Here is a 17,382-nt window from a genome sequence, read left to right as displayed (position 1 = left end):
CCTGCAAGCGGCAGTATAAGTCGTGAATCCGTTACGAGACAGGAATGTCAGGCGCGGCTTGACGATTCGCGCTGCTTGCCGAGGACATTTCTGGCGGCCCCTACCCGTGGCGCGCGACGACGAACAGGCGTCGGATCGAGGCATCGGACGCGCGTCGCTGTGATCTCGCTGACGCGCTTCGCCGATGCGTTTCGCCGGCTTTTTTTGTTAGCGTTTGTTAACGGCGCGCTGTTTATCGACGCGCCGCATGGCAAAGGTCCCCCTACTGCCTTACTGCCGCACGACCGGCGGCGGCTGCCAGCTGCCGTCGGTGGCCTGCGGCTTCGGCGCATACAGGCGCAGCACCAGTTGCATATCGGCGCGTGGCGCCGGCAGCCAGTTACCGGTCCGGCTGCGCGTCGACGACACCACCACGTCGAGCGAGCCGTCGCGATTGCGGCGCGCGCCATTGCGATCGCCGACCGCGAGCCGCGCCGGCGCGTTTTCGCTCAACGCGCCATCCTTCGTGTACGCGGTGATCGACCAGAAGCCGTGCACCGGCGGCAACTGGTTTGCCGCGAAGTGGATCACGTAACGGTTCGCGCCGTTCAGCATGTTGCCGTCGCTGTCCTGCGTGACGACCGCGCGTACTTCGTCATCCCGGGTCCCGATGCCCGGCTGCGTGCTCGCCGCATACGCGCGCAGCGCATAGTCGGGGCCGTAGTTGCCGACACCGTCGCCGAACCAGTTCCAGCCGTTCGCGCTCAGCAGGTTCGAAGGCGGTGTCGCCACGCGCTCGCGGCCATCGGCGAGACCGGCCGCGAGTGCTTCGGGCTCTTTCGGCAGCTTCACCGGATCGCCCGGCGTGACGCCGAGATCCGCGAGGAATTTCAGCGCATGCGGGTCGGCCGGTGTCGGCGGATTGTCAGGCAGCGCGTCGGCGAGACGGCTGAAAAAACCGCTCGCGTCGAGCGCGGCCACCTGCTGGGCCGGCGTGCCGTTGGCCCCCGCGATGCCGCTAGCATTGCCGCGCGGCGGCACGGCCGGCGCGGCGTCGCCCTCGTAGACGCTCAACGGCGCAACCCGGATAGCGCGTTGCAGCTTGCGGACCGCCGTCAGATCGCGCGCGCCGTTCGACTGGATGCGCACGCTCACCCATGCATTGCGGGTCGGCACATCGACGCGCTTCGCGCCCTTCGGCAGTTCGCCCTTCCAGCCGGGGCCGACGAACGCGATCGTCTGCGCGCGCAGGCCTCTCGCGCCGGCCGTGCCCGCCGCGAACTGCGGGCCGGTCGACCACACGACATTGGTCCACATGTCGAGCACGCGGGCGTCGACGTATCGGCCATGCGAATCGGGCAGCGACAGGATCACCGGCTCGTCGCCGATGTCGAGCCAGCCGGTCGAGTCGAGCGTATCGAGGCTCGGCTGCGGCGGATTGGCCGCGCCGATCGGCGGCAGCGCCTGCGCGTGACGCAGCGTGTTGAAGGGAGCCTGGCCGGGGTCGGTGCCGACCGCCGCGTCGCGCGCGGTGCTCATCAGCACGAGCGGATAGCCGAATACGTAGGAATCGGCGACCTCATCCTTGATCCAGCCGGTACTTTGTTGTGTCGCGGATGGGGCCGACGCGCAGCCGGCCAGAAATGCGAGGCCTGCGAACGATGCGCAGGTCCAGTGAAGCGAAAACAGCTCTCGGCGATTTTTTATCATTCTTCAGCGTGCGGAACGTGCGGTCCTATGGGAGATGCCGGTGCGCAGCGCCAGGACAATGCGCGGCCTCCCGAAGCCTTGCGCAGCCGATCCACGGATTGCGATTCCGACAACTTCGCGTTGTATCGTATCCTTGCTAACCAGGCAAGCACAAAGCGGGGAATTACGCCTGCTAACGCGCACGCAATGCATGGACGCGATAAACGGCACGCTTGCCGTGTCCGCATCGACGGCTCGCGCGCGAGTACGCCGTCGTTCAAAAAAGCGATTCTTTTCAATTCGCCCACACTCTTTCGCCGACCGTATCGGGAGCGCTTCAATGTACATGCCCACCTATTTCGAAGAGAACCGTCCAGAGGTTCTTCACCGCCTGATCGCCGAGCAGCCGTTCGGCGCGCTGATTACGAACGGCCCGAACGGGCTCGACGCGAATCATTTGCCGTTCGAAGCGCAGCTAGTCTCCACGGCGGGCGAAGCGGCAGCCACCGGTGAGCAATCGTCGCGCCTGGTGCTGCGCGCGCACGTCGCCCGCGCCAATCCGGTCTGGCAGGAAGCCGCCACGCATCCGGACGCGCTCGTGATCTTCCAGGGGCCGGCCGCCTATATTTCGCCGACCTGGTATCCGAGCAAACACGAAACGCACAAGCAGGTGCCGACGTACAACTATATGGTCGTGCATGCGCATGGCAGGATTGTGGTGCGCGACGACGAATCGTTCGTGCGCGGCCTCGTCGCGCGACTGACGCGCAAGATGGAAGCCGGCGAGCCGGTGCCCTGGAAGATGGGCGACGCGCCGGCCGACTTCATTTCGCAGATGCTCGGCGCAATCGTCGGTATCGAGATCGAGGTGACGCGGCTCGTCGGTAAATGGAAGCTCGGGCAGAACAAGGCGGCCGAGGACCGGCGCGGCGCGGCCGAAACGCTGCTCGCGCGCGATGGGAATCAGCAGAAGGCTGTCGGGCAGGCGATGCTGGATGCGCCGCCGGCGTTTTGAATTTTGAATCCTGAGCCGGGGTTCGACGTTTGCGTATTGGGGCGCTTCTGATACCGCGCAATCCGTCCTTGACCTTCCCATCATGGGAAGGTCAATACTGGATTCACGATGCGGCCCAATGCCGCCAGGAACCTCGCCTGCCATGACCGGACTTGCCAATCCGCAGCGCCCCGCCGACGCTGCCACTTCTTCCTCGCCCACGCGCGTCGTCGAACTCGATATCGACGGGATGACTTGCGCGTCGTGCGTCACACGTGTCGAAAAAGCACTGTCGAAGGTGCCTGGCGTCGTGCGTGCGTCGGTCAATCTCGCGACCGAGCGCGCCCATATCGAGAGCGACACATCGGTCGAACCCGGCCAGCTTGCCGATGCGGTGCGCAAGGCGGGATACGAAGCCACGTTCGCAGGCTCTGCCGATGGCGCGGCGCAAGCCGAAGCACCTGCCGCCACAGCACACACCACCACCGAACTCGCCATCGGCGGCATGACCTGCGCATCGTGCGCGACGCGCGTCGAAAAAGCGCTGTCGAAAGTGCCGGGCGTCGCGCGTGCGTCGGTCAATCTCGCGACCGAAACCGCTACCGTCCATCCAGCCGGTGCATCCGCCGACGCGGATGCGCTGATCGCCGCCGTCCGGAAAGCGGGCTACGAAGCCACGCTGATCGCGCCGCCAGCCATCCCAGGCACGCTCGACACGAGCGCCGCCGCCACTGCCGGCGACACGCCCTCCATCACCCCCGCCGAGCGCAAGCAAACCCAGGCTCGCCGCGAACTCGTCGCCGTCGTCGCCGCCGCGCTGCTGACACTGCCGCTCGTCGCGCCGATGGTCGGCGAATGGTTCGGCATCCACGCGATGCTGCCGCCGTGGCTGCAATTCGTGCTCGCGTCGATCGTGCAGTTCGCGTTCGGCGCGCGCTTCTACCGCGCGGCCTACCGGGCCGTGCGCGCCGGCGCGGGCAACATGGACCTGCTGGTCGCGCTCGGCACGTCGGCGGCGTACGGAATCAGCGTCTACGAACTCGCGATGCATCCGGGCGACACGATGCATCTGTACTTCGAGGCGTCGGCGGTCGTAATTACGCTGGTGCGCTTCGGCAAATGGCTCGAGGCGCGCGCGAAGCGCCAGACCACCGACGCGATCCGCGCGCTCAACGCGCTGCGCCCCGAGCGCGCGCGCATCCGCGACGGCGCGGGCGAGCGCGACGTGCCGCTCGCGCAGGTGCGGGTCGGCACCGTCGTGATCGTGCGGCCGGGCGAGCGCGTGCCGGTCGACGGCGCGGTGCTCGAGGGCCGCACGCATATCGACGAATCGCTGATTACCGGCGAGAGCCTGCCGGTGCCGAAGCAGGCTGGCAGTACGGTCACGGCCGGCTCGATCAACGGCGAAGGCGCGCTGACGGTGACCACCACCGCGATCGGCGCCGAGACGACGCTCGCGCGCATCATCCGGCTCGTCGAAAGCGCGCAGGCGGAGAAGGCGCCGATCCAGCGGCTCGTCGACCGCGTCAGCGAAATCTTCGTGCCGGCGATTCTGGCGATCGCCGCGCTCACGCTGATCGGCTGGCTAATCGCCGGCGCGGGCGGCGAAACCGCGATCCTGAACGCGGTCGCCGTGCTCGTGATCGCCTGCCCGTGCGCGCTCGGACTCGCGACACCCGCGGCGATCATGGCCGGCACCGGCGTCGCGGCGCGCCACGGCGTGCTGATCAAGGACGCGGAAGCGCTCGAAATCGCGCACCGGGTATCGATCGTCGCGTTCGATAAAACCGGCACGCTGACGCTGGGTCAACCATCGGTGACGGCATTCGAGCCGGTCGGCGGCATGAGCCGGGACGACGCGCTTGCGCTCGCCGCCGCGGTGCAGCGGCATAGCGAGCATCCGTTGGCGCGGGCGGTGGTCAGCGCGTATGAGGCGGAGCGGGCGGCGGCGGACCGTGCCGACGGCGCCCAAAGCGAAACAAACACCATCGCGGCAGCCACGCTTGCGCGAACCCAGGCCCTCCACGCCACCGCCTCTCGTGCAATCGCCGGCCGAGGCGTCGAAGCCGACATCGACGGCCGCACGCTCGCGCTCGGCAGCACCCGCTGGCTGCATGAACTCGGCATTGCGCTGCCGCCCGCGCTCGCGGCGCGCGCCCGGGAACTCGAAGCAGCCGGCAATACGGTCTCGTGGCTGATGGCGCGCGCTCCGCAGGCACCGGAAGCGCTCGCGCTGATTGCGTTCGGCGACACCGTCAAGCCCACCGCGCGCCCGGCGGTCGAGCGGCTTACCCGGATGGGCATTCGCAGCGTGCTCGTTACCGGCGACAACCGCGGCAGCGCGGCGAGCGTCGCGCAGGCGCTCGGCATCGGCGAATTCCATGCCGAGGTGCTGCCCGACGACAAGGCCCGCGTGATCCGCGACCTGAAGATCCGCCACGCCGGCATCGTCGCGATGGCCGGCGACGGCATCAACGATGCGCCCGCGCTCGCCGCCGCCGACATCGGCATCGCGATGGCGACCGGCACCGACGTCGCGATGCACGCGGCCGGCGTCACGCTGATGCGCGGCGACCCGGCACTCGTCGCCGATGCGATCGACATCTCGCGCAGGACCTGGCGCAAGATCCAGCAGAACCTGTTCTGGGCGTTCGTCTACAACCTGATCGGCGTTCCGCTCGCCGCGTTCGGCCTGCTGAACCCGATGCTCGCGGGCGCGGCGATGGCATTTTCGAGTGTCAGCGTCGTCACGAACGCGCTGCTGCTGCGCACGTGGCGCGGCACGCCTAGCCAGGCGACCGATCAGACGGGCTAGGCGCGCCGCCCAGCGCCGCGAACGGCGCCGTAAGAAAAAGATTTCAGAATTCAACGTCCAGTTCGTCGATCTCTTCCACTTCCTGCTGTGCCGCGGCGATCCACTGCTGCATTTCCGGCAACGCCATGATCCGCTGCGCGTAGGCGACGATCTCCGGATCGAGTTTCACGTCATAGGTAGCGAAACGCGTGACCACGGGCGCGTACATCGCGTCCGCCGCGGTGCGCTCGCCGAACAGGAACGGGCCGCCGTACTGCCTCAGACATTGGCTCCAGATCGTCACGATCCGCTCGATATCGGACTGCGCGCGCGCCCACACCTTGAAGCCGGGAAAGTGCGCCTTCAGGTTCATCGGCAACGCCGAGCGCAACGACGCAAACCCCGAATGCATCTCGCCGCAGATCGAGCGGCAATGCGCCCGCGCGCGAACCTCCCGCGGCAACAGCGCCGCTTCCGGTTTGAGTTCGTTCAGGTATTCGGCGATCGCCAGCGTGTCCCAGACCTCCACGCCGTCGTGCATCAGGCACGGCACGAGAATCGACGGCGACAGCAGCAGCAGTTCCGCGCGCGTGGCGGGATCGTCGAGCGGCACGACGATCTCCTCGAACGGCAAGCCGCTGAACTTCGTCAGCAACCAGCCGCGCAGCGACCATGACGAATAATTCCTGCTGCTGATAGTGAGCGTGGTGTTCGCCATACGTTTGTCCTCCAGATCGGGCACGCGCCCCGAGCTTGCCGGCGGCCATGCACGCCGCCGTGCATCGGCGCACCAAAGCGCGGCAATGCCGGCCCCTTTCGCAGACGCGCGCAAGTGCCATGCCAATGCATGCTCGCACCGCCAGTGCCCGCCAGCGTTGGCACATCACTTGCCTCTATCGGGGCTCCTTTCTTTCTGGTGCATGGTTGCGAAGGTCATGAACCCGTTCGCATATCCCGCTTATCAGACTTTGGCCGATATGCTGCTGCCGCTTCGGCACGGCGCGGCGCTGATGAGCCGTTCGCTCGACGCGTGGCCTGAATTCGACGCTACCCCGCAGGGACGCTCGATACGTGCCGCCTGCGAACTGCTCGTGCTCGGCGGGCTTACTTCCACGCGGCCGCCGTTCGGCATCGACAGCGTGGTCACGGAAGGCGAGCCGGTCGCGGTAGTCGAAGAAATCGCCGCGCGCACGCCATTCTGCTCGCTGCTGCATTTCCGCAAGGACATCGCGCCGGCGACGCCGCAACCGCGCGTGCTGATTGTCGCGCCGATGTCCGGCCACTTCGCGACCTTGCTGCGCGGAACCGTGCGCACGATGCTTGCCGAACACGACGTCTACATCACCGACTGGCACAATTCGCGCGACGTGCCGCTCAGCGAAGGCCGCTTCGGCTTCGACGAGTTCGTGCGGCATCTCATCGACTTCACCGGCAAGATCGGGCCCGGCACGCATCTGCTCGCGGTCTGCCAGCCGACCGTCGCGGCACTGGCCGCCGTCGCCTTAATGGCCGCCGACGACCATCCCGCGCAACCGGCCAGCATGACGCTGATGGCCGGCCCGATCGATACGCGCATCAATCCGACGCGCGTCAACGAGCTGGCCAAGAGCAAGCCGATCGAATGGTTCGAGCAGAACCTGATCAGCGCGGTGCCGTTCGGCTTCGCCGGCGCGCAGCGTCGCGTGTATCCGGGTTTCATGCAACTGGCGGCATTCATGTCGATGAATCCCGACCGCCATGCCGATTCGTTCGAGACGATGCATTACGAACGCGCGAAGGGCGATCCGCGGAAAGCCGACGCGATCCGTACGTTTTACGAAGAGTACTTCGCGACGATGGACCTGACGGCGGACTTCTATCTGGAAACCGTCGACACGGTTTTTCAGCAGCACGCGCTGCCTTTGCGCGCGCTTGAAGTGGAAGGGCGTCTCGTGGACCCGTCGAAGATCCGCCGGACCGCGTTGCTCACCGTGGAAGGCGAACGGGACGATATCTGCGCGGTCGGTCAGACGCTCGCCGCGCAGGATATGTGCGAGCGCTTGCGCCCGTATCTGAAGACACATCATGTGCAGACGGGCGTCGGACATTACGGCGTGTTCAGCGGAGGACGCTGGGAGCGGCATATCTATCCGCGCGTGCGGGCGATGATTTACGACAACGAGCCGCGCGCGGTGCTTGTGAGTTCGCGGGCGCGTCCGATCCAGCCGATGCCGGCCGCGATGGCCGCCGAAATCGCAGCGGCCGCGCCGGTTGCGGCGGCCGTAGTCGAGGTGGAAGTGGAGCCACGGCCCGCGGTTGGCTCGAATGGCGTTCATTCAGCACGCCATGCGGATGCGGACTCGGGTACGGCCCGGGGCACGGAGGACAACGGCGACAGCGCGGCGCAGCCGCCCCTGGCGCACTAGGCGCATTCCTCATCGAGCGCTTTCACGCCGATTCGACGTATGGGCACATGCGCGCAAGCACGGATCGAATCGCCGCCTGCCCCGCACCGTGACGTCAGGCCGTCGCGCCCTGCCACGGCGTGGGAGCCGGCACCGCGCAGGGACCTTCGACGTCGATCGACCGGAAATCGGCCGGCGACACGATCTCGAGATATTCCATGTCTTCCGAGTAATCGAACAGATAGTGGACGATGCCCGGCGCCTGATGCACGCAATCGCCGGCGGCGACGAGCGTCTCCTTGTCGCCGTACATGAAGCGCGCCCAGCCCTTCAGCATGATCACGATGTGGAAATCGGCCTCATGGCGGTGCCAGCCGGTACCTTGCTCTGGTGCGTGATTCGCCTTCACGAGTTGCGCGAGCACCTTGCCGCCGGTCGCCTGCGCGATGCCCAGATCGCGGTAAAGGAAAAAGTCACGCAGACCGTGATCCACGTAGGACGTGTCTTGCGGACGGACATGGCTGAATTGCGTGGCGAAGGCGGTGAGCATGATTGCGCTCCAGGAGGTGGGCCAGCAGTTGAAAAACGACGAGGTGGAGCGTCGGTTGCAAGCATCAAGCGCGCCAAAGGAGTGGCGGGAGCGGTGCGCTTCGCGGTGATGTTTCGCGGTGGTGTTGCGTGGCCGTGATACGTCGGTCGCCGCGCATGCGTGCGCGGCCACGAGTTGCTGTTTCCCGCGCGACGGGAGGTCAGGCCGTCGGCCGGATCATCTGGAACATCTCGCCGATCTGCGCATAGTCGGCGCGATAGCCGGCGCGCATGATCGGCTGCGCGGCATGGGTGTCGAACAGGCCGTCCTTCAGATACGCGTCGTCGATATGCACGCCGACCACCTGGCCGAGCGACAGATAGTTATCCATCGGCTTGCCGTCGACATCATGCAGCCGCACGATCTGCAGCAGCTTGCATTCGAGCGCGGCTGGCGACTCGGCGACGTGCGGCACCGCGACGTTGCGGCCCGGCGCCGGAGTGAGTCCAGCCAGCTCGAATTCGTCGACATGCGGCGCGACCGGCGCCGACGAGCGGTTCATCTGCTCGGCGAGCGGCCGGGTCGCGAGATTCCAGACGAATTCGCCGGTCGCCTCGATATTGGCGAGGCTGTCCTTGCGGCCCTCGCTCGAAAAACCGATGATCGGCGGAAACGTCGCGAACGCGCCGAAGAAACTGTACGGCGCGAGATTGAGCGTGCCCCCGGCGTCGCGCGACGAAATCCAGCCGATCAGCCGCGGCGCGACGATCGCCTTGAATGGATCGTGCGGCAGACCGTGACCGGCGGCGGGGTCGTAGAAGTAATGAGACATGACGTGGCGTTGGATTGGCGTGTGACGGGTGATGACGAAAAAGCAGCAAAAAAACGCGGCGAAAGAACCGGGTCGAGACTATTTATACCGCACTAGCCGCGCCCGATCACACGCTTGCGCCCTTCCCTGACGCGCGCGAGATGCGCGTCGTCCCATTCGTGGAAGCCCGCGCCGCTGCGCACGCCGACCCGCCCCGCGTCGACCTGCGCGCGCAGCAGGTCCAGCACGTCTTCGTCCTTCGCGAGTTGCGGCATCAGATGCGTGGCGATGTCGACGAACGTGTCGAGCCCGCCCATATCCGCGCTCTCGAACGGTCCGACGATTCCCCAGCGGCGTCCGAGCGACGCCTTCATCACCGTGTCGACCACTTCGGGCGTCGCCGCGCCCGAACGCACGATGTTCAACGCCTCGCGCAGCACCGCGAACTGCAGCCGGTTGCCGACGAACCCCGGAATCGCCTTCGCGAGCACGACCGGCTCCATGCCGATCGCGGACATCAGCTCGGCGGTCCGCTGCGTGACTTCCGGCGCGGTCGCGCTGCCGGGCACGACTTCGACGAGCGGGATCATATGCGGCGGGTTCCAGAAATGCGCGATCACGAAGCGCTCTTTCGCGCGCAGCGGCGTGGCAAGCTGATCGGGCGGGAAGCCACTCGTGTTGCTCGCGAGAATCGCGTCGTCGGCGAGCAGGCCGGTCAGCGTCGCATAGAGACGATGCTTGAGTTCGAGCACTTCGGGAATCGCCTCGATCACGAATTGCGCCGACGCGATCGCATCGAGTTGCGCGTGCGTTTCGATGCGCGCAAGCGCCGCGTGTTTCGCCGCGTGATCGATGCGGCCCGCGTCGATCAGCTCGTCGAGCACGGCTTCCGCTTTCGGCGCGACGCTGGCGAGCCGCGCCGGGTCGACGTCGTGGACGATCGTCCGGTACCCATGCAAGGCGGCTTGCGTCGCAATGCCGACGCCCATCAGCCCCGTGCCTACCACGCCCACCGCCACGTCCTGCATTGCCTTGTTCACGCGCGCTCCCGTTGCCATCGATGAAAGCTTCAAAGCATAGCGCAGCGCGCCGCGATAGCACGTCGAGACGCGCATATGCGGACTCGCCTCTCCAGACGCGACGAAGCCGGTCTTCCCGCGAGGGAAAGACCGGCTTCGTGGACTCACGCCGCTGCGCGCGGCGCCGTCATGCCCGCATTAATAACGATGCGGGGGCGGACGATGGTCGTCGTGATGGCGCGGATCGTAGTCGTGCGGATGATGGCGCATCCACTCGTCATGCTCCCAGTAGCGATGGCCATCCCAGTAACGATCGCCATGCCAGCCGATGCTGATCGACAAGCCCACCGGCATCATGTGCGGCTGACCGTACACGACCGGCGCCGGGCCATTCTGGATGACGACCCGTTCCTGGGCGAATGCGCTGCCGGCAGCGAGCAGTGCGCCGCCAGCGAGCAGAGTTGCGATAACCGAGCGCGATGCCTTGCTAAAGGTTTTCATAGTGAACCTCTCATCAAAGTTTTATTCCAGGCCAGCGTCCGCGGTCGTTCAGGTTTCACGCGGGTTTCACGATTCGATTCATTCGATTCGCCGGAGACCCGAACCAGACGCCGTACGCTTGAGAGCCACTTTAGCGGCCCGAATCTCGTGAAGACGTGAGCACTTGTAAGCGAGAATTTCATAGATGGGGACGGATGAGGAAGTCCCGTTTTTGCTTTCGAGCCCCGTTCTCCGAGCCTCACGGCGGCAGCCGGCGGCATGGCACCGCGAACCGGAGAGAAGGCGCCGTTACATTCATTTCGGCCGCGAAATATTTGCGCAAGCGCGTTGCATCACCGATGTTAGTTAGTTGTAAGAATTGCGAGGTTTGAGGTGACGTCCGCAGTTCAAAAATAAAAGCCGCGATTCGCGTGTGTGCGAATCGCGGCTTCAATAGATATGCGCACCCGAAGTGCGCGCCCCCCGATGCATTGCGCTCGGGACGGTGAGGCAGGCTTTAGTCGGTCAGCTTGATGCCGAACAGCGTGGCTTGCGCGCGGCGCTTACGTTCTGCTTCGCGGCTGCGCGCTTCGTACGAGTAGTCCGAATCCAGCGGCAGATGGGGCGACGCAAAGAGGTCGCTGACCTTTTGGAACATTGCAAAGATGTAGCTCATGGCGACTCCCGGTTAGTGATGCATTTGCTAGGGTTTTCCCTTAGATGCGATTATAAGGGTTTCCCCTAGTAAAAAGCTAGTGCAATGCAGCAATTTTTTAGGCAGGCGCAACGTCTCAGGTAAGTTGAGCCCTGATGCGTTGCATCATGACAACGTCCCCGATTTAACAATTCGGGGCGCAAGGGGGGATTCGACGAGCGTCGACGGGCTATAGCGGCTGCGCGCCGGTTTGGCGCGCAACGCTTACCGGGCTGGTGACGGCACGCGTGCTGACTGTGCTGCACGTGAAGCACGTCTACCGTTCACCGCGCCGCCCAGCGCACTGTCGGCACGGCGCGGATAACGGTCAGTTCGAGTGGAGCGCTTTCGCCTTGTGGCCGTGCGGCGTACGGGCGGCGCGTCGGTCGTGAAGCGGCGTCGCACCGGCCTGCGCAGGCGCGGCAGGCATTGTCGCGGCCGGCGCGGACGCGGCGTTGGCTGCCGCGGCGGCCAACGCCGTGTGCGTGTCGAGCAGGCTGACCATCGCCGCCTGCTGGTTCTGCATCATCTGCTCGATGCGGTACTGCTGCGCGCTGGTCTCGCGCGTCAGACGCATCAGCAGCAAGGTCTGCGCGATACCGATCGCCACCGTGACCAGCAGCGCGCCGACCACGATCGACAGCATCCATTTCATGCGGCGCGAATGATCGGTCGCGGCGCGGCGTTGATCCGCGATCACACCGTAGAGCGCATCGACGGTATCGGCAAACGCGGTAGCTCGCGCGCGATCGAGTTCCGGCTCGGCGTGCTGTCCTTCGCGCCAAGGTGCGGCGGATGCCGCGCGGGTGTCCACGGACGCGGAACGCTGCGGCGGCTTGCCGCCGCCAAACGTCGACGACGCTGCTGAACCCGTTTCGGCAGCCTGGCGCAATGCGGTCACGCTGCGCGCGACGGTCGCCGCCGCCATCGTCGAAGCAGGCGGCGTGGACTGATCGCGTGCGGACGCCGCGAGTTTGTCGCTGGCGGTTACCTCAATCTTCGGCGTGGCCTCGCCGGCGCTGTTCACCGCACCATCCGGCATCGCCGGCTCGATATCGAACCCGCTCAACTGCTCATTGACCGGCATCGGCGCATCAACTTTCGCCGCACGTGGCACGCGGCGCGCCGCCTTGTCGGACGAAGCGCCGTCATCCAGCGCGCCGACTGCCTGCAACACCACATCCGGCAATTCGAAGCCATCCAGCGTGCCCTGACGGACGTCGATATTCATCGCTTCGAGCGTCGCGCGAGTGGGATCGTCGGGGAACAGGTCGAGCGTGCTGTCGTCGCGGGGGACGCCGCTCAGTTGCGCGAGGCGTTGTGCCGAGCGCGCCGCGCGCGCCAGCTTGTTTTCGGTTTCGGTGGAGACACCGCCCTGGCGCTGCTTCTTCGAAGCGGCGCGCCGGGGCCTGGACTGCGGGGATGCTACGGAATCTGTCATGGAGAAAAAAGCAGTCGTCGCCGCAAACGCAGGCGCCGGATACTGCTCGTCATTGCCGCTGGAATTTTTAGAGCTCGCATTGTCGCATGGCGGTCCGCCCGCGCCGAAGCCATTGCCCGACGATTTGCGACGATTTCGCCTTTCACGACGACGGCGCGTCGTCCTGACGGAACTCCTTCACGCCGGGCAGTTGCCGCAGGCGCGCGCAGATCGACTCGTATTCGACATTCGACACGCGGTGCAGCGTGATCATCACCTCGTCGCATTCGGGTGCGTCGTCGCTCTGCTGCATCACGAACTGCTTGACGCGCGGACTCGCGGCGCCGAGTTCGTCGTGCAGCGTGTGAAACGTCAGCGCGCCGCGCTCGACGATCATCGTCAGTTGACGCCGCTGCTTGACCGTGATGAAGCGCCGCTCGAGCGGCTTGATGCCGGCGAGGATGATCAGAATGATGATGGTCGCCGCGATCGACGCCGTGTACAGTCCGCCGCCGACCGCCAGCCCGATTGCCGCGACCGACCACAGGCTTGCCGCGGTCGTGAGCCCGCGCACGATCTCGCCGCGCAGCAGGATCGAGCCCGCGCCGAGAAAGCCGATGCCCGACACGACCTGGGCGGCTATCCGCGACGGATCGAGCACGACGTGTTCGTCCTTCAGCACGTCCGAGAAACCGTACGCCGACACGATCATGATGAGCGTCGCACCCACGCAGACCAGCATGTGAGTGCGTAAGCCCGCCGCCCACGAGAGCCGCTCGCGCTCGAAGCCAATCACGCTGCCGAGCGCCGCGGCCAGCACGAGACGTGAGAAGAGTTCGAAATTGCCCAACATTGTTCCTCCTTATTTGAATGTTCGAATGAGCCGGCGCTGGTCGATGTCGCGTCATGCGCGCGTTGCATCGTGCGTGTGTGATGCGCCTGATATGCGCCGTGAGTTTCACATGATCGAGGCGGCGTGTCAGCGCAAGGCGTTTGCATTATGCTAAGCCGCACATCGCCGCGGCGCCGAACCGCGGCTTTGTATCATGACTTGAACCGCGACCTTGAATCGCCGCCCCGAACGCCGCCTCGACACACTGCGCGAGCCCGATCCGACCATGCCAAGCACGCCCCCCTCTCCCGCCACGACGACCACCGCCGCGACCGCGCTGCGCGAGCATTTCGCGAACGTGGTGCTGCCGATGTGGCGCGGACCCGGCTTCAACAGCGCGTTGAAGCTGCCCTACGAAGCGCTCGGCGCCGACGATCATCAGCCGCCGCCCGTGCAACGCTACCGGGCGATGGCGTGCGCGCGACAATTATTCACGTTCGCGCAGGCGGGCGACCTGGAGCACGCGCGCGTGCTGTTCGACTCGCTGACGCACATCTTTCAGGACACCGACCACGGCGGATGGTTCTATAGCGTCGACGCGCTCGGCGTGCCGCTCGACACGACCAAGGACCTCTACACGCACGCGTTCGTCGTGTTCGCGTGCGCGGAATATGCGCGCCGCTCGGGCAGCCACGACGCGCTGAAGCTCGTCCACAACACGACCGCGCTGATCCAGTCGAACTTCGCGGCCGACGGCGATCTGTTCAATGCCGCGCTGAGCGTCGACTTCTCGAAGGTCACGGTCACGCCGCTGCAAAACCCGCTGATGCACCTGACCGAAGCCTGGCTCGCCGCCTGCGAAACGACGCGCGACAACGTCTTCGGCGCCGCGTTGCGTCGCCTGGCCGTCGCGGTCGAGCGGCATTTCGTGCATGCGCCGAGCGGCTGCGTCGCCGAATTGCCGATCGGCGCGAACGACAACCGTCTGGAGCCGGGACATCAGTTCGAGTGGTACTGGCTCGCCAGGCAGGCGGGCGGCCTGTTCGACGGCACAGGGCTCGCCGAAGCGCTCGCGCGCGCCTTTACCTTCGCGCGACGGCATGGCGTGGACCCGGACAGCGGCGGCGTGTGCGCGTCGCTGGACGAAGCCGGCAACGTCAAGGACGCGACCCAGCGTATCTGGGCGCAAACGGAATATCTGCGCGCGCTCGCCTGCCACGACGACCCGGCCGTGCGCGCGGCGCTGCCGCGGCAAATCGGGCTCTTCGAGCGACGCTTTCTGCATCCACGCGGCTGGTTCGAATGCAAGACGGCGGACGGCGAGGTCGCGCGCGCGGACATGCCCTCGACCACACCGTATCACCTGGCCACTGCCTATGCGGCGCTGCCGGCCTCGGCGGAACCGGACACGCCGTCCTGAGCGAATCTGGACGACAATGAAAGAAGTTAGCGGGTTGGACAATCCGATAAAAAAGACACGCACTGCCGGACAAAGCCAGCCCGACTGTTTTTGCGGAAAGGCAATACCACTGGTATACCCTGGCAGCCCAAAAGTCCTCGCCAGGCCCGTCCAGGCGGTGAAAAAAACTCAAACCCGGGGAATACCCGGATACGGGTTGATTGGCGTCTGTCATAAAGACGTGATACAACTCTCCCCTCGCGCTTCGCCCTCACGTCGAGAAATAGCGGAGTGCGAATGCAACACACAACATTTATTGGATCAAAAATGGCAACAGGTACTGTTAAGTGGTTTAACGATGCAAAGGGCTTTGGTTTCATTACGCCGGACGACGGCGGCGAAGACCTGTTTGCACACTTCTCGGAAATCCAGTCCTCGGGCTTCAAGTCCCTGCAGGAAAACCAGAAGGTGTCGTTCGAAGTCAAACAAGGCCCTAAGGGCAAACAGGCTGCAAACATCCAGTCGATCTAAGTACCTTCTGGTACTTTGACACCGACCTGGACGTTAAAATAGGCGCCTCTCGAGGCCCCTGCGTCTAATGCAAAATGGCTCGCTTTATGCGAGCCATTTTCTTTTTTCGATGCCTTCTTTTTAAGCGTCGCCGCTTTAAGCGGCATGCATTCCGGTTAATCCGAATTGCGCATTCGCCGCCGACATTGCACCGGGATGTTGCGTGCGCAACACAGTTTCCGAAATTTCGAACACGGAAACGGCCTGCTTCAATTGCTGCGTCTGCTGATGCAGCGAAGCGGCCGCCGCGGCGGCCTGTTCGACGAGCGCCGCGTTCTGTTGCGTCATCTGGTCCATCTGCACGACCGCCTGGTTCACCTGCTCGATGCCGGTGCTCTGCTCGAGCGACGATGCGCTGATCTCCGCCATCATCTGCGTGACGCGCGAAATCGACGTGGACACGTGGCTCATCGCTTCGCCGGCGCGCTCGACGAGCGCCGAGCCGCCCTGGATCTCCGCGACCGACTCGCTGATCAGCGTCTTGATCTCCTTCGCCGACTGCGCGCTGCGTTGCGCGAGCCCGCGCACTTCGCCCGCGACGACCGCGAAGCCGCGGCCCTGCTCGCCCGCGCGCGCCGCCTCGACGGCCGCGTTGAGCGCGAGGATGTTGGTCTGGAACGCAATCCCGTCGATCACGGAGATGATTTCCGCGATCTTGTCCGAGCTTTGCGCGATGCCGCGCATCTTGTCGACCACCTCGTTGACGACTTCGCTGCCGCGCGAGGTTGCATCGAGCGCGGTCTCGGCCAGCGCGTTCGCTTCGCGCGCGTGATCGGCATTCTGACGCACGGTCGCCGTCAGTTCTTCCATGCTCGATGCGGTTTCTTCGAGCGACGCCGCCTGGTTTTCGGTGCGCGCCGACAGATCGGCGTTGCCGGTGGCGATCTCGTCCGCGCCGATATGGATCGAGTCGGCGGATTCGCGCACGGTCTGCACGGTGCGCGCGACGCTCGCCTGCATCGTCGCGAGGCCGGAGAACAGGCGGCCGATTTCGTTGGTCCCGCGCGCGACGATCGGTTGATCGAGGCGCCCTTGCGCGATGCGCTCGAAGTGGCGGGCCGCCTCCTCGAGCGGCGCGACCACGCCACGGCGCAGCGCCGCGTGGACCGTGAACGTGCCGGCCACGAGCACGAGCAGGATCACAACGCTGACGATGCGGAACGCCGCCACGCGCGCATCGATCGAATCGAGCGACGCGCGGCTCGCGGCGTCGCCGAATTGCGCGAAGTTATGCGATTCCGCGAGATAGGCGTCCTGGAACGACTGGGTCGGCTGATCGAGAAAGGCCTGGATGTTGTTCGAGTCGAGATACTGCGCGAGCTCGGTCAGCGCACCGTGCAGCGTTTTGTAACGCTCGGCGAGCGCGGCGGCGCGCGCGCTGTTTTCGCTGCCCGTTTTCTTCGCGCTCATGAAGGCGGCGAACGACTGATCGGCGGCGGCGAGCTGTTCGCGCGCGTGCTGCACGATGTCCGTGGGCTCCGCGCCGCCGCGCACCATGCGCGTGCCGGCGCGCGACAGGTTGATGCGCGCGTCCATCAGGCGCTGGGTCGTCTGGTTGACCGCGTCGACCTGCTCGAGCGCGATGTTCGACAGATCGCCCACGTCGTCGTGCGTGCGCGTCAGCGACCAGAAGCCGAGGCCCACCGTAACGAGCTGGAAAACACAGAACGCGGCCAGAACACATAGCAGGCCGGATGCGACCTTGATCTTGCTGAACATCGTGGACACCTGAAAGGCAAGGAATGACGGAGCTATGCCAGGGTTAACGGCAGGTCGGCGCGCGGCTTG

Annotated in this window: 15 protein-coding genes; 5 read left to right on the top strand and 10 right to left on the bottom strand. The window is 65.5% G+C overall.

Translation table 11 applies throughout. From position 1 onward, the window contains the following. Positions 1-270: 270 nt before the first annotated feature. Positions 271-1,689, bottom strand: coding sequence for a DUF1254 domain-containing protein (locus QM685_RS08460; protein ID WP_415114677.1), 1,419 nt, complete (start codon positions 1,687-1,689; stop codon positions 271-273). A 319-nt stretch (positions 1,690-2,008) separates the two neighbouring features. On the opposite strand from QM685_RS08460, the gene QM685_RS08455 reads away from it, so the two are divergent. Both QM685_RS08455 and QM685_RS08450 read left to right on the top strand, forming a co-directional pair. After that, entirely contained in the window at positions 2,009-2,683 is a 675-nt protein-coding gene (locus QM685_RS08455; protein WP_415114675.1) for an FMN-binding negative transcriptional regulator, read from the top strand. Between the two features lie 142 nt (positions 2,684-2,825). Beyond that, the gene (locus tag QM685_RS08450; RefSeq protein WP_415114673.1) at positions 2,826-5,477 is read left to right on the top strand and encodes a heavy metal translocating P-type ATPase; all 2,652 of its coding nucleotides are present in this window, start codon (positions 2,826-2,828) and stop codon (positions 5,475-5,477) included. 43 nt (positions 5,478-5,520) lie between these two features. Here the strand turns inward: QM685_RS08450 and QM685_RS08445 are convergent, their stop codons facing one another. Continuing rightward, positions 5,521-6,174: a glutathione S-transferase family protein gene (locus tag QM685_RS08445; protein ID WP_415114671.1), complete on the bottom strand. Its 654-nt coding sequence runs from the start codon at positions 6,172-6,174 to the stop codon at positions 5,521-5,523. Between the two features lie 217 nt (positions 6,175-6,391). Here QM685_RS08445 and QM685_RS08440 point away from each other — a divergent pair, with 217 nt between their 5' ends. Beyond that, positions 6,392-7,861, top strand: coding sequence for a polyhydroxyalkanoate depolymerase (locus QM685_RS08440; RefSeq protein WP_415114669.1), 1,470 nt, complete (start codon positions 6,392-6,394; stop codon positions 7,859-7,861). Between the two features lie 94 nt (positions 7,862-7,955). Here QM685_RS08440 and QM685_RS08435 read toward each other — a convergent pair whose 3' ends face one another. From QM685_RS08435 to QM685_RS08405, 7 genes are all read right to left on the bottom strand, one after another. After that, entirely contained in the window at positions 7,956-8,390 is a 435-nt protein-coding gene (locus QM685_RS08435; RefSeq protein ID WP_415114667.1) for a cupin domain-containing protein, read from the bottom strand. Positions 8,391-8,589: 199 nt separating this feature from the next. Next, complete coding sequence (locus QM685_RS08430; protein WP_415114665.1) at positions 8,590-9,201, bottom strand: flavin reductase family protein; 612 nt, start codon at positions 9,199-9,201, stop codon at positions 8,590-8,592. 92 nt (positions 9,202-9,293) lie between these two features. Further along, positions 9,294-10,169: a 3-hydroxyacyl-CoA dehydrogenase family protein gene (locus tag QM685_RS08425; protein WP_415114727.1), complete on the bottom strand. Its 876-nt coding sequence runs from the start codon at positions 10,167-10,169 to the stop codon at positions 9,294-9,296. Positions 10,170-10,397: 228 nt separating this feature from the next. Further along, complete coding sequence (locus QM685_RS08420; RefSeq protein WP_415114663.1) at positions 10,398-10,700, bottom strand: hypothetical protein; 303 nt, start codon at positions 10,698-10,700, stop codon at positions 10,398-10,400. A 496-nt stretch (positions 10,701-11,196) separates the two neighbouring features. Beyond that, positions 11,197-11,355, bottom strand: a complete 159-nt coding sequence (locus QM685_RS08415) for a hypothetical protein (protein ID WP_415114661.1) — start codon at positions 11,353-11,355, stop codon at positions 11,197-11,199. Positions 11,356-11,701: 346 nt separating this feature from the next. Beyond that, complete coding sequence (locus QM685_RS08410) at positions 11,702-12,814, bottom strand: hypothetical protein (RefSeq protein WP_415114659.1); 1,113 nt, start codon at positions 12,812-12,814, stop codon at positions 11,702-11,704. Positions 12,815-12,956: 142 nt separating this feature from the next. Further along, positions 12,957-13,646, bottom strand: a complete 690-nt coding sequence (locus QM685_RS08405) for an MgtC/SapB family protein (RefSeq protein ID WP_415114658.1) — start codon at positions 13,644-13,646, stop codon at positions 12,957-12,959. Positions 13,647-13,911: 265 nt separating this feature from the next. Here QM685_RS08405 and QM685_RS08400 point away from each other — a divergent pair, with 265 nt between their 5' ends. Together QM685_RS08400 and QM685_RS08395 are read left to right on the top strand one after the other, a co-directional pair. Beyond that, complete coding sequence (locus QM685_RS08400; protein WP_415114656.1) at positions 13,912-15,045, top strand: AGE family epimerase/isomerase; 1,134 nt, start codon at positions 13,912-13,914, stop codon at positions 15,043-15,045. Between the two features lie 306 nt (positions 15,046-15,351). Further along, positions 15,352-15,555 carry a cold-shock protein gene (locus QM685_RS08395; protein WP_085488605.1) on the top strand — a complete coding sequence of 68 codons (204 nt, stop codon included), beginning with the start codon at positions 15,352-15,354 and terminating at the stop codon, positions 15,553-15,555. 135 nt (positions 15,556-15,690) lie between these two features. Here the strand turns inward: QM685_RS08395 and QM685_RS08390 are convergent, their stop codons facing one another. Continuing rightward, positions 15,691-17,313 (bottom strand): methyl-accepting chemotaxis protein, encoded by a 1,623-nt coding sequence (locus QM685_RS08390; RefSeq protein ID WP_415114654.1) that lies wholly within the window; start codon positions 17,311-17,313, stop codon positions 15,691-15,693. Between the last annotated feature and the right edge of the window lie 69 nt (positions 17,314-17,382).

Source organism: Paraburkholderia sp. (genome assembly GCF_047605525.1).
Taxonomy (GTDB): domain Bacteria; phylum Pseudomonadota; class Gammaproteobacteria; order Burkholderiales; family Burkholderiaceae; genus Paraburkholderia.
This window is presented reverse-complemented; position numbering and strand designations above follow the sequence as displayed.

Coding starts and splice junctions, on each gene's coding strand:
- QM685_RS08460 (WP_415114677.1), bottom strand. CDS start 1,689: ATGATAAAAAATCGCCGAGAGCTGTTTTCGCTTCACTGGACCTGCGCA.
- QM685_RS08455 (WP_415114675.1), top strand. CDS start 2,009: ATGTACATGCCCACCTATTTCGAAGAGAACCGTCCAGAGGTTCTTCAC.
- QM685_RS08450 (WP_415114673.1), top strand. CDS start 2,826: ATGACCGGACTTGCCAATCCGCAGCGCCCCGCCGACGCTGCCACTTCT.
- QM685_RS08445 (WP_415114671.1), bottom strand. CDS start 6,174: ATGGCGAACACCACGCTCACTATCAGCAGCAGGAATTATTCGTCATGG.
- QM685_RS08440 (WP_415114669.1), top strand. CDS start 6,392: ATGAACCCGTTCGCATATCCCGCTTATCAGACTTTGGCCGATATGCTG.
- QM685_RS08435 (WP_415114667.1), bottom strand. CDS start 8,390: ATGCTCACCGCCTTCGCCACGCAATTCAGCCATGTCCGTCCGCAAGAC.
- QM685_RS08430 (WP_415114665.1), bottom strand. CDS start 9,201: ATGTCTCATTACTTCTACGACCCCGCCGCCGGTCACGGTCTGCCGCAC.
- QM685_RS08425 (WP_415114727.1), bottom strand. CDS start 10,169: ATGGGCGTCGGCATTGCGACGCAAGCCGCCTTGCATGGGTACCGGACG.
- QM685_RS08420 (WP_415114663.1), bottom strand. CDS start 10,700: ATGAAAACCTTTAGCAAGGCATCGCGCTCGGTTATCGCAACTCTGCTC.
- QM685_RS08415 (WP_415114661.1), bottom strand. CDS start 11,355: ATGAGCTACATCTTTGCAATGTTCCAAAAGGTCAGCGACCTCTTTGCG.
- QM685_RS08410 (WP_415114659.1), bottom strand. CDS start 12,814: ATGACAGATTCCGTAGCATCCCCGCAGTCCAGGCCCCGGCGCGCCGCT.
- QM685_RS08405 (WP_415114658.1), bottom strand. CDS start 13,646: ATGTTGGGCAATTTCGAACTCTTCTCACGTCTCGTGCTGGCCGCGGCG.
- QM685_RS08400 (WP_415114656.1), top strand. CDS start 13,912: ATGCCAAGCACGCCCCCCTCTCCCGCCACGACGACCACCGCCGCGACC.
- QM685_RS08395 (WP_085488605.1), top strand. CDS start 15,352: ATGGCAACAGGTACTGTTAAGTGGTTTAACGATGCAAAGGGCTTTGGT.
- QM685_RS08390 (WP_415114654.1), bottom strand. CDS start 17,313: ATGTTCAGCAAGATCAAGGTCGCATCCGGCCTGCTATGTGTTCTGGCC.